The 12,401-nt window shown below is 57.7% G+C and carries 8 protein-coding genes; all 8 read left to right on the top strand.

The window, feature by feature from the left end:
* Positions 1–14: 14 nt before the first annotated feature.
* Positions 15–1,142 carry a phenylalanine--tRNA ligase subunit alpha gene (gene pheS / locus HXO69_RS05220; protein WP_296545723.1) on the top strand — a complete coding sequence of 376 codons (1,128 nt, stop codon included), beginning with the start codon at positions 15–17 and terminating at the stop codon, positions 1,140–1,142.
* Between the two features lie 3 nt (positions 1,143–1,145).
* Positions 1,146–3,716 carry a phenylalanine--tRNA ligase subunit beta gene (gene pheT, locus HXO69_RS05215; RefSeq protein ID WP_296545721.1) on the top strand — a complete coding sequence of 857 codons (2,571 nt, stop codon included), beginning with the start codon at positions 1,146–1,148 and terminating at the stop codon, positions 3,714–3,716.
* 191 nt (positions 3,717–3,907) lie between these two features.
* Positions 3,908–4,690, top strand: coding sequence for a hypothetical protein (locus HXO69_RS05210; RefSeq protein ID WP_296545719.1), 783 nt, complete (start codon positions 3,908–3,910; stop codon positions 4,688–4,690).
* Between the two features lie 394 nt (positions 4,691–5,084).
* Entirely contained in the window at positions 5,085–5,570 is a 486-nt protein-coding gene (locus HXO69_RS05205; RefSeq protein ID WP_005507137.1) for an arginine repressor, read from the top strand.
* A 149-nt stretch (positions 5,571–5,719) separates the two neighbouring features.
* The gene (locus HXO69_RS05200; protein ID WP_296545717.1) at positions 5,720–7,294 is read left to right on the top strand and encodes an AMP-binding protein; all 1,575 of its coding nucleotides are present in this window, start codon (positions 5,720–5,722) and stop codon (positions 7,292–7,294) included.
* Between the two features lie 133 nt (positions 7,295–7,427).
* A complete protein-coding gene (locus HXO69_RS05195) occupies positions 7,428–8,003 on the top strand; it encodes an adenine phosphoribosyltransferase (protein WP_296545715.1) in 576 nt (191 codons plus the stop codon).
* A 183-nt stretch (positions 8,004–8,186) separates the two neighbouring features.
* The gene (locus tag HXO69_RS05190) at positions 8,187–10,481 is read left to right on the top strand and encodes an AAA family ATPase (protein WP_296545714.1); all 2,295 of its coding nucleotides are present in this window, start codon (positions 8,187–8,189) and stop codon (positions 10,479–10,481) included.
* A 158-nt stretch (positions 10,482–10,639) separates the two neighbouring features.
* On the top strand, positions 10,640–11,944 hold the full coding sequence (tyrS, locus tag HXO69_RS05185; RefSeq protein WP_296545712.1) for a tyrosine--tRNA ligase: 1,305 nt from the start codon (positions 10,640–10,642) through the stop codon (positions 11,942–11,944).
* The last annotated feature ends 457 nt before the right edge of the window (positions 11,945–12,401 follow it).

Here is a 12,401-nt window from a genome sequence, read left to right as displayed (position 1 = left end):
AGAGAAGAGTGACAATGACCGATTCCGTGCAGGAACACGAGGGTCTTAACGGCCCGGCTCAGGTTCTCGCCCGCATTGCGCAGGTTCTGGAGGAGAACCCCGAGAACGGCTTGGACGCTATCCGTGAGGCTTTTGAGGCTGAGCGTGAGCGCGCCCGCCAGGAGATTCGCGAGAAGGCTAAGGACTTTGACAGCCTCAAGGAGGTGCGACTGAGCTTCTTCGGTGAGAAGGGCATCATGAGCATCGCTAACCGCCAGATGCGTGATCTTCAGAACCAGCACAAGGGCCCGGTGGGTAAGCTGCTGGGTCAGGCTCGTGCAGCCCTGACTGAGGCTATTGAGGCTCGTACCGCTGAGCTGGAGGCTGAGCGTGAGGCTCGCATCCTGGCTGAGGAAGCTGTGGACGTTTCTGCTGCTTCCCCTCGCCGTTCCCTGGGCGGCCGCCACCCGATTGCTCTGATGCAGGAGCGCCTGACCGACATTTTCGTTGGTATGGGTTGGGAAGTTGCTGACGGCCCGGAGCTGGAGTCCGAGTGGTACAACTTTGACGCTCTGAACATTAAGCCGGATCACCCGGCACGCGAAATGCAGGACACTTTCTACGTTGAGCCGAAGAACGCTCACCTGCTGCTGCGCACCCACACCTCCCCGGTGCAGATGCGCTCGCTGCTGTCTCGTGAGCTGCCGCTGTACATTGTGTGCCCCGGCCAGGTGTACCGCACCGATGAGCTGGACGCGACCCACACCCCGGTCTTCCACCAGATTGAGGGCCTTGCCGTGGATAAGGGCCTGACCATGGCTGATCTGAAGGGCACCCTGGAGTACATGGCACGCGCCATGTTCGGTGAGGATGCGAAGATTCGCCTGCGCCCGAACTTCTTCCCGTTCACTGAGCCTTCCGCTGAGCTGGATTTGTGGCACCCGAACGCTAAGGGCGGCCCGCAGTGGATTGAGTGGGGTGGCTGCGGCATGGTGAACCCCAACGTTCTGCGTGCGGCGGGTATTGACCCTGAGGAGTACTCGGGCTTCGCTTTCGGTATGGGTATTGAACGTACCCTCATGTTCCGTAACAACGTCGCTGACATGCATGACATGGTTGAAGGCGACATCCGTTTCTCTGAGCAGTTCGGGATGGAGATCTAAATTATGCGTGTACCCCTGTCATGGCTGCGCGAGTTCGTGCCTGTAGCCGAGGATGCTTCGGCTGAAGATTTGATGGCGACCCTGGTGAAGGTTGGCCTGGAAGAAGAAGACGTTCACCGCCCCTCTGATGAGCTGTCCGGCCCGATTGTGGTTGGTCAGGTGCTCTCCATGGAGCCGGAGACCCACTCTAACGGCAAGACCGTGAACTGGTGCCAGGTGCGTGTGGTTCCGGAGGGTCAGGAGCAGACTCTGACCGGTAAGGGCATTGAGCCTTCCGGCGTTCAGGGCATTATTTGTGGTGCCCACAATTTCAAACCCGGCGACAAGGTTGTTGTGACCCTGCCCGGTGCTGTTCTGCCTGGCGGTTTCGCGATTACTGCTCGTAAGACTTACGGTCACAAGTCGGCTGGCATGATTGCCTCGACCCGTGAGCTGGGCATTGGCGACGACCACGGTGGCATCCTGGTGCTCTCGACCCTGGGCCTGGACCCGGAGATTGGCACCGACGCGATGGAGCTGCTGGGCCTGTACGATCAGGCTGCTGAGGTCAACGTGACCCCGGACCGCGGTTACGCGTTCTCTCTGCGCGGTATTGCCCGCGAGTGGTGCCACGCTACCGGTTCTTCCTTCGAGGATTTTGTGCTGGCGTACGGCGAGCGCGCCCCGGAGGCGAACGATGCCGGCCACGCTGTCGTCCTGCGTGATGACGCCCCGATTCACGGTAATCCGGGCTGCACTCGTTTTGTGATGCGTGAGGTTTCGGGCGTGAAGGCGGATGCGCCGGTTCCGACCTGGATGTCCTCGCGTCTGCGTCTGGCCGGTGTGCGCTCGCTGTCGCTGCCGGTGGATATTTCGAACTACGTGATGCTGGAGACCGGCCAGCCGCTGCACTTCTACGATGCTGACAAGGTTCAGGGTGAGATTGTGGTGCGCCGCGCCGCTGCTGGTGAGAAGCTGGTGACCCTGGACGGTGTGGAGCGTACTCTGCACCCCGAGGACATCGTTATTGCTGATGATTCGGGCGTGATTGGTCTTGCCGGTGTGATGGGTGGCGCCTCCACTGAGGTGACCGATTCGACCACCCGCATTCTGGTTGAGGCTGCTCGTTTTGACGAGGTGTCGGTGGCTCGTACTGCTCGCCGTCACAAGCTGATTTCTGAGGCGTCGAAGCGTTTTGAGCGTGGCGTGGATCCGCAGATTCAGGCAGCGGCTGCTCAGCGTGCGGTTGAGCTGCTGGTTGAGCTGGCTGGCGCTCAGGTTGAGCCGGGCGTGACCGACGTGTCCCTCGGCTACGAGCCGGTCGTGATTGACCTGCCGTCTGATTACACTGCCGGTCGTATCGGCGTGAATTACTCGCCGGAGCAGATTGAGTCGTGCCTGCGTGAGATCGGTTGCTCGGTGGAGCGTACCGAGTCTGGTTACGCGGTGACTGTCCCGTCGTGGCGTACTGACCTGCGCGCGAAGGAAGACCTGACCGAGGAAATCGCACGTATCGACGGTTATGCGAACATCCCCTCGACTCTGCCTGTGGCTCCTGCGGGCCGCGGTTACACTCCGGAGCAGGCAGGTAAGCGTCGTGCGCTGAACGCGCTGGCTGCTTCTGGTCTGACTGAGGTGTTCGCGTACCCCTTCGTGTCGGCTGATGCGAATAACCTGTGGTCGGCTCCGTGGGTGAGCACCCCCGAGAACCCCGTGACTGAGGTTCCTTCGATTCGCCTGGAGAACCCGATTTCTTCGGCTGAGGGTTGGATGCGCCGCTCGCTGCTGCCGGGCCTGGTCGAGGTTCTGAAGCGTAACCTGTCTCGCGGTTTCAAGAACCTGGCGATTTTCGAGGCGGGTCACGTGTTCATTCCGGGTGAGCAGCTGGGTTCGGAGTCTATTCCGCCGCTGGGTGCTCGTCCTTCGGATGAGGTTCTGGCTGATCTGAATGCCGGTATTCCGCGGCAGCCCACTTTCATCGCTGGTCTGTTCGCAGGTACTGAGCATGAGGCAATGCCGGGTGCTGCTCCGCGTGCTTACGATTGGCGTGACGCTCTGGACGCTGTGCGTCTGGTGGCTGCCGCTGTGTCGGCTGAGATTCAGGTGCGTAATGGTGTGCACACTGCGTTCCACCCGGGCCGTGTGGCTGAGGTTCTGAACGCTGCCGGTGAGCGTGTTGGTTTCGCTGGCGAGTTGCACCCGAAGCTTCTGCAGGAGCTGAACCTGCCGGAGCGTACTTGCGCGTTTGAGCTGGATTTCTCGGCGCTGTTCGCTGGTCGTGTTGAGGCGCATCAGGCTGTGCCGGTGCTGACTTTCCCGGCTGCTACTCAGGATGTGGCGCTTCTGGTAGACCGTGACCTGCCTGCTTCTGAGGTGGAGCGTGTTCTGCGTGAGGGCGCTGGCGAGCTGCTTGAAGATATCCGTGTGTTCGATGATTACCGCGGTACCGGCATTGATGAGTCGAAGAAGTCCCTGGCGTTTGCGCTGCGTTTCCGTGCGCCGGATCGTACGCTGACTGCTGATGAGGCGTCGGCTGCTCGTGAGGCTGCTGTGGCTGCGACTGTTGAGCAGCTGGGTGCAGAACCGCGTGTCTAACCGGGTCTAACCCTATTGTGTAACGCCTAGTGCTGACGGGGTGGGAGTCGCTGGCTCCCACCCCGTAGCTTTTGGCGTTGCGTCGTGGGTTTACCTGTCGGTGTGTTCATGAAGCGCTGATAAGCGCTTTCCTTGGTGAACTCATGTGGTTATGGGTACCCTAGAAGATAGATGAAGTGAGGGAGAGAGTAATGGCTAATCGAGAGAACTCGCGCGAGCAGGACGAGCTGTCGCAGTCTGCTGAGGTCGAAGAAACCTATTTCGAGGATTCTCAGTACGATGACTCTGAGTATGAAGACCCTGAATATGAGGAGTACGACGAGTACGAGGATTACGACGATGAGGAAGAGAACTCCTCTCTTTTCGCAATGAGTGAGGAAGAGCTGGATGACCGCCCGGGCGTGAACTGGTTGTCGGTTCTTTCTGCTGCTGTTGCGGTTATTCTTTCCATTGTTTTGGCTGTTGTGGGTGTCCGCGCTTTTGCGTCGGTGAACAATAACGCCGAGTATGCCGGTAAGAGCTGGGTTATTCAGGGTACTTATCAGGATTTGACTCCTGACCTGATTACGAAGGGTAATGTGGCTCGTTATAAGGGCAATCTGCCGGCTGATGACGCTCTGAACGGTAAGACCTATGTGTCGAACCTGAAGGATAAGTACCAGGTGACTTCGGGCGCTTCGATTGAGTTCCGTGGTTCGCAGACTGGTGATGTTCCTTCGGAGTTCCCGCGTGAGGTGGATGGCCTGCTGGTGGAGAAGAACGGCAGCCTTGAGGTTGTCTACACCGCTGAGAAGGGCACGTTGAAGCCTGTGACTGAGGCAAGCGTGAATGCTGAGCGTTTTGCCGGTATTGCAAGTATTGTTGGTGCGGTGCTGGTGCTTCTGCTGGGTCTTGGTTTTGCTGTGTGGCTGAACCGCCGTTCGCGCGATGTTGAGTATGAGGACCTGGAAGGTCTGGTGGAGGATGAGCGCTAAGCGTTCTGCGTCCTGAGGATTCACCTCGAAGTTTTGTTGAAGGAGCCTGTTTCTGGCGCACGTTGTGTTGCTGGAGGCGGGCTCCTTTTGCGCGCTCGCCTGCCGGAGGCTTCTTGCTCGGTTCGGCGGGCTTGCCCAGAATGTTCTTGCACGCTATGCATTCATTGTGAGGTTATGCGCTCGAATGTGTAGATACACGCTGTTTTTGTGGTGGCGCGTGTGACAGCTGGTGAGATAAACCCTGAAATTTCCCCCATATCTTGGAATAATCCATATTTGGTGCGCATATTTATGTGCATATGTATTATCTTGGGTAGTGAAGAATGTTGCGCTGCGCCACCGCTGGGCAGCCCGTTCTGAATTCGTGATTGGCACCGTAGGAAGAAGAGATATTATGCCTTTCCCCTCGACCAAGATCGCGCGTCAGGCACGCATCGTTGAATTGCTGCAGACCCGACGTGTCCGCTCCCAGGCTGAACTGGCGCAGTACCTGACCGATGATGGTATGAAGGTTACTCAGGCGACCCTTTCCCGTGATCTTGTTGAAATTGGCGCTGAGCGTATCCGTGATGAAGGCGCCGGCCTGATTTATGCTGTGCCGAATTACCCTGCTCGTCGTGGCGGCGGTACTGCACCTGATGCCCGTATGATTTCCCTGTTCAAGGAGCTGCTAATTACCGCTGAGGGCTCGGCGAATATTACGGTTCTGCGTACTCCTCCGGGTGCTGCGCAGTTCTTGGCTTCGTCGATTGATCAGGGTGGTCTTGAAGCGATTATGGGCACTATTGCCGGTGACGATACGGTAATAGTGATTACTCGTGACCCCAATGGTGGGGCTGCGCTTGCCGAGAGCTTCTTGGATTGGTCTGCTGCTCAGTAGTAGTTGGGGCGTATCTTGCGCTGTTCTTCTGATGTTTCGGGGGAGCGGTTGAAGGTACGCCCTTCTGCTGTCTTCGGGCTCTTTTCCGGCTTCTAGCTCTGCTTCTTCTTTTCTAGGTATCCCAATTTTCTGTGGTGAGAGTTTTTATCATGTCTGAAATGCACGATTCAGCGAACAATATTGCCTACCTTTTGGCGGAGGCGGCATCGTCTTCCGGGGCTAAGGCTGCTTTGGCGATTCCGTCTTCTGAACCTGCTGATATGCAGGTGATGAGTTACGCGCAGTTGGCGTCTGCCGCCTCGCAGGTTCAGCGTCATCTGGAGGCGCTCGGTGTTGAGCGTGGTGACCGTGTGGCGTTGTCTATGCCGAATGTGGCGTTGATGCCTGCTCTGTATTACGGCATTGTGGCTACGGGCGCGATTTGTGTTCCGTTGAATCCGCTGCTGTCGGGTGCGGAGCTGGAGTATCATCTGCGCGATAGCGGGGCGAAGGTGCTTTTCGCTTTTGCGGGTACTCGCTTGGCGTCGGAGGCTTCGTCGACGGTTCTGGTGAAGAACGGTTCGGTTCGTTGCGAGATTTTCACCGGGGGAGAGGGCTCACCGGTGGCTCCTTTTGATGCGCCTACCGAGACGGTTCTGGAACCCGTTCCGGTGGTGGCGAGTGACCCGGCGATTATTCTCTACACGTCGGGTACGACGGGCAAGCCGAAGGGCGCGACGCTGACTCACGCAAATATCCTCTCGAATGCTCGTAGTTGCGTGAGTGTTTTTGGTTTCACCGCTGAAGACGTTATTTTTGGTGGTCTTCCGCTGTTCCATGCGTTTGGTCAGACGGTGTCGATGAATGCGGCTTTTGCGGCGTCGGCTACGGTGGCTTTGCTACCGCGTTTTACCCCAGATGGCGCGCTGAACCTGATTGAGCGTGCCGGGGTGTCGGTGTTGGCTGCGGTTCCGAGCATGTACGTGTCGTTGGCGGCGGCGCTGGAGGCTGAGCCTGAGCGTGCGCGCTCGCTGCGCGGTCGCATCCGTTTCGGTATTTCGGGTGGTTCGCCGCTGCCCGCCCCGGTGCATGCTGCGTTGAAAACGCTGATTGAGTGCCCGGTGTATGAGGGCTACGGCCTGAGCGAGACCTCGCCGGTGGTTTCGTTTAATCAGGCGGAGTTTGGCATGGTGCTCGGCTCGGTGGGTCGTGTGCTGCCGGGCGTGCAGGTGCAGGTGCGTTGCGCGGAAGGTTCCGAGTGCGCACCGGGCGTGAGCGGTCAGCTGTGGGTGCGCGGCGAGAACGTGATGGCTGGCTACTGGAATAATCCTGCGGCGACGGCTGAGGTTTTTGACGGCGAGTGGTTTGCGACCGGCGATGTTGCTCGTGTTGATGAGCAGGGCAATATTTTCATCGTGGACCGTATTAAGGACATGGTTCTGCGTAACGGCTATTCGGTGTATCCGCGTGAGATTGAGGATGTTCTCTACACCCATGAGCAGGTGCAGTCGGTAGCGGTGTTGGGCGTGCTGGATGAGCGCGTGGGCGAGGAGGTCGTCGCCGTGGTGATGCCGCGTCCTGGTGCGGATGAGGGCGTGCTGCAGGCGGAGTTGAATGCTTTGGCGCGTACTCGTTTGGCGGCGTATAAGTATCCTCGCCGTTATGTGATGGTGGAGAGTATGCCACTGGGCCCGACCGGTAAGATCCTCAAGCGTGACTTGCGGGTTTCGATTCAGCGGGGCTGAACCCGCTACGTGGTTTGTGGCGCTGTTCTGAGGACAACTGCGGGCGAAGAGGGTAGAATTTTGTAGGCGGCTTCTGCCGTGTTATTGTTCCGGGTTGTTATGCCTGGGCTGAACCATCCACGAAAGAGAGAGCATGAGCGTTCCCGCTTCTGAGGCTTCGCGAACCCCTATTGAGCAGTTGATTCCGGCTGCTTGCGCTACGATTCCGAATTACCCGCACGAGGGCATCCTCTTTTACGATGTGACCACTCTTTTCGCTAATGCTGAGGTTTTCAAGGCGTGCATTGATGAGCTGGCTGCTCGTTTTGAGGGTCAGTTTGATGTGGTGGCTGGTGTTGAGGCTCGTGGCTTCTTGCTGGCGTCTGCGCTCGCGTACGCTACCGGCACCGGTGTGATGACGGTTCGTAAGGCGGGTAAGCTTCCGCGTGAGACGTACCGTGAGGAGTATGCACTGGAGTACGGTAGCGCGGCGATTGAGATTCACTGTCATGATTTTGCGCCGGGCACTCGTGTGCTTCTGCTGGATGATCTGCTGGCGACGGGCGGTACCCTGGTGGCTGCCGCAAAGCTGGTGGAGCGCGCGAACCTGAAGGTTGCCGGTGTCGGCGCTCTGCTGGAACTGGAGGGCCTGGGCGGTCGTGAGGCGCTGGACGGTTACCGTCTTGAGACGCTGAGCTTGGTCTCTGAGTATCCGTTGCCGTCGAAGTAGTTTTATAGATGAGGGGTGCCCTGCCGGTTGAGCCGGTGGGGCACTTTTCTGTGTACGCCTGGGTGGGTTTTCTGTGGGGGTAATATTTCTGCCCTTCGGAGCCTGTCCTGTAAAATAGTGACCCGTATTTTTGGGTGTCTGTCGCACCCTGTCTTTGAGACACCATAGGTTTAAGGAGCTTACGTGTCATCTGAATCTTTGCCCCAGCAGTCTGCTGATTCTTCGGCGGCTGAGAAGCTGTTTGCTGAGCAGATGGCTGCGGAGCGTGAGTATGTTGCTCGCGTGTATGCCCGCCTTGATGAGCTCCGTGAGGAGACGGCTGAGAAGCTGGCTGCTGTGCGTAAGAATCAGGCGGTGGGCGGTCATCAGAACCGTTCGGAGCGTGACTCTTTTGCTACTCACTATGAGGATCGTTTGGCGCAGCTGAATGCTGTGGATTCTCGTCTGACGTTTGGTCGTTTGGATATGGACCGTGAGGGCGCTGATGCGGTGCGTTATATCGGTCGTATTGGTATTACGGATAGCAATCAGCAGCGTCTGCTGATGGACTGGCGTGCCCCGGAGGCGGGTACGTTCTATCAGGCGACTGCGTTCCAGCCGATGGGTGTGCGCCGCCGCCGTCACCTGATGCTTGAGGGCCGTACTGTCGTCAATATTGAGGATGAGGTCTTCGATTCGGAGATGCTGCAGGATGAGGATTCCCTTCACGGTGAGGGTGCTCTGCTGGCGGCGTTGAATAAGAAGCGTACCGGCCGCATGGGCGATATTGTGGCGACGATTCAGGCTGAGCAGGATGCGATTATCCGCTCGGAGCTGCCGGGTGTGCGCGTGGTGCAGGGTGGTCCCGGTACCGGTAAGACCGCTGTGGCGCTGCATCGTGCGGCGTATCTGCTGTACACGAACCGTGAGCGCCTGTCGAAGGCTGGCGTGCTGGTGGTTGGTCCGTCGAATTCGTTCATGTGGTACATCGAGCGTGTGCTTCCGTCGCTGGGTGAGACCGGTGTTGTGATGTCTTCGCTGGCGACCCTGTACCCGGGTCTGCGTGCTGTGCCTGAGAAGGATCGTGCGGTTGCGGCGCTGAAGGGCGATTTGCGCATGGTGAAGGTTATTAAGCGTGCGGTTGCGGATCGTCAGAAGGTGCCGGCTCAGGTTCAGCGTCTGAATGTTGAGGGTACTGATGTTGAGCTGACTCCGGAGATGGTTCGTTCGGCTCGTTCTCGTGCTCGTTCGACCGGCAAGCCGCATAATGAGGCTCGTGAGACGTTCGTGAAGATTCTGTTGAAGGAGCTGACCGCGAAGCTGGATGATCAGCTGAACCGTGCGGCGGGTCGTGTGGTGGAGCGTCCGTACCTGCAGGATGATGTGCGTGCTTCGATGGATGTGCGCCGCGCCCTGAACCTGGCGTGGATGCCGCTGTCGCCGGAGACTCTGTTGCGCTCGCTGTTCTCGAAGCCGCATTACTTGGAGTCTGCGACTCGTGAGTTGTCGAAGGCTGAGCGTGAGCTGCTGGCTCGCCCGGCGGATGCCCCCTTCACGGAGGCTGATGTTCCTCTGCTGGATGAGGCTGCTGAGCTTTTGGGTGATTTTTCGAAGGTGACCGGTGCGGCTGCTGCGGCTCGTGCTGCGGCGGAGCATCGTGCGAACCTTGAGAATGCGGCGAAGGCTTTGGAGAATGTTCACCAGTCGCTGGAGGATATTGGCGCTGATGGCGTGATTACTCCTGAGCAGATTGCGATGATGAATGAGGTTCGTGGCGAGCGTATGACTGCTGCGGCTGCGGCGTCTGCTGATCGTACGTGGGCGTATGGCCATATTGTGGTGGATGAGGCCCAGGAGCTCTCGCCCATGCAGTGGCGTTTGCTGATGCGTCGTTGCCCGATGAAGTCGTTTACGATTGTGGGCGATATTGCACAGGCCTCTTCTGCTGCGGCTGCTTCGTCGTGGTCGCAGGCGTTGGAGCCGTTTGTGGGTGAGCGTTTCACTCTGGAGGAGCTGACGATTAATTACCGTACTCCGGCTCAGATTGCTGAGGCAGCGGTATCGGTTGCTCAGGCTGCTGGTTATGAGGTGTCTGCACCTCGTGCGGTGCGTGAGGGCCAGTGGCCTCCGCTGGTTCATGAGGTTGCCGCCGAGTCTGTTGTGGAGCAGACCGTGTCCGTGGTCAGCGAGGAAGTCGCTCATTCGGGCGGCGCTCTGATTGGTGTGGTGTGCCCGCCGAGCCTGTATGTTCAGACGGCTCAGGCCGTGGCTCGTGCTCATGCTGATCGTACGGGTACCGCGCAGACTGCGTTGGAGAATCAGGTGCTGGTTCTGACTCCGTGGGAGGCGAAGGGCCTTGAGTTTGATGTTGTGGTGATTGTTGAGCCGCAGCAGCTGATCGATGATGCTGATGGTGCTGTGGGTGACTTGTACGTGTCGATGACTCGTCCGACTCAGCGCCTGCACATGGTGGGTTCGCGGATGCCCGCGGGTCTGTAGCTCTGTAGTACCTTTCTTGTTATTTCTTTGAGCCGGTGCCGCACCGGTTTGGGCGCTCGCTTGGGTTTTTCTGAGCGTTTGGGCTGGTGCGGTGCTAGGCTTGTTACATATTTTGTTCGAGCGCCTTCGGGCGTTGTTACCTTGTGAATGGGAGAAGCATGTCTGCCGAGATCCTCAACGCGCAGCATAATGACGATACCTTCGAGAATATTTGGCAGGAGCTGAAGTGGCGCGGCCTGGTGCACGTGAGCACTGATGAGGCTGCTCTGGAGAAGGCGCTGAGCGAGGAGAGCCTGACTTTCTATACGGGTTATGATCCGACTGCGGCTTCTTTGCACCTGGGTCACCTGGTGCAGCTGCTGGTGATGCGTCGTCTGCAGCTGGCTGGTCACAAGCCGCTGGGTCTGGTGGGTGGTTTCACCGGTTTGATTGGTGATCCGCGTCAGACTTCTGAGCGTGTGCTGAACTCTCCTGAGGTTGTTGCTGAGTGGGTTAAGTCTCTGCGTGCTCAGATTGAGCGTTTCCTCTCTTTCGAGGGTGAGAACGCTGCCCGCATGGTGAATAACTTGGACTGGAGCGGTCAGATGTCTGCTCTGCAGCTGCTGCGCGATGTTGGTAAGCATTTCCGTGTGGGCACCATGGTGAAGAAGGAGATTGTTGCGAAGCGCCTGAACTCTGATGAGGGCATTTCGTACACCGAGTTTTCGTATCAGATTCTGCAGGGCTTGGACTTCTTGGAGCTGAACCGTCGTTTCGGTTGTACTCTGCAGACCGGTGGTTCTGATCAGTGGGGTAACCTGACGAGCGGTACTGAGCTGATTCGTAAGGTGGAGGGTAAGAGCGTTCACGCTATTGGTACTCCGCTGATTACTAACTCTGATGGCACTAAGTTCGGTAAGAGCGAGGGTAACGCTATTTGGCTGAACCCGCAGATGTGCTCGCCGTACGCTTTCTACCAGTTCTGGCTGAACACTGCGGATGCGGATGTGCTGGATCGTCTGAAGGTCTTTACTTTCTTGACTCGTGCTGAGATTGCTGAGTTTGCGGAGAAGGTTGAGAAGGAGCCGTTTAAGCGTGAGGCTCAGAAGACTCTGGCGTACCTGGTGACTTCGCTGGTTCACGGTACTGAGGCTACTGATCAGGCTGTGGCTGCTTCGGAGGCTTTGTTTGGTAAGGGCGATTTCGCTGCTCTGGATGAGGCTACCCTGGAGTCTGTGATTGCTGAGCTTCCTTCGGCTAAGCTGTCCGAGGACCGCCTGGACATGATTTCTGTTCTGACTGAGCTGGGTTTTGCGAAGTCTAACTCTGAGGCTCGTCGCATTCTGAAGGAGGGCGGCGCTTCGGTGAACGGCGTGAAGGTTCAGGGCGAGGACGCAGCTATTTCTAAGGATGATTTGCTACACGGTCGTTTTGCGATGGTTCGCCGTGGCAAGAAGAACCAGGGCGCTGTAGAGCTGATCTAATACAGAGCTGATTTAGTCTTCTCGATACATATAGATGGGGAGGGGTTCTTCTCTACTGAAGTATTCATTACTGAATGTTCGGTGGGGGAGTGCCCCTCCTTTTCTGGTCCCTATATACATTCCCTATACACACAGAGCCCCTCCGTCAGGAGGGGCTCTTCTTGTATCGTTCTGCTGCCCTCTGGCTCTGGGTTTTCTTGGTTTGTCTTTGTTGGCGAGGGCTTTAGGCACCGTTCGACCCTGTTTTGGGGCTCCCGAGAGGGGAATTCGCAGATTTTTGAGGTTTTTGGAAGTTTTTTAAAGATTTTTTAGCACCCTTAAAACGCACTGACTAGGCGGTTTAGTGTCTGGAAGGGTGTTTGGGACCCTTTCAAGGCCCCACTTGTGGTCTACTTCACCCTATTTCGGGTTGCAGGGGCGTTTAGGCATCTGTATAGTTGTATGAGTCGCCGCGGCG

Origin of the sequence: Rothia sp. (in: high G+C Gram-positive bacteria), from assembly GCF_015265375.1 — a bacterium.
Classification (GTDB): domain Bacteria; phylum Actinomycetota; class Actinomycetes; order Actinomycetales; family Micrococcaceae; genus Rothia.
Note: the sequence above shows the minus strand (reverse complement) of the source record. Positions and strands in the feature narration are given on the sequence as shown.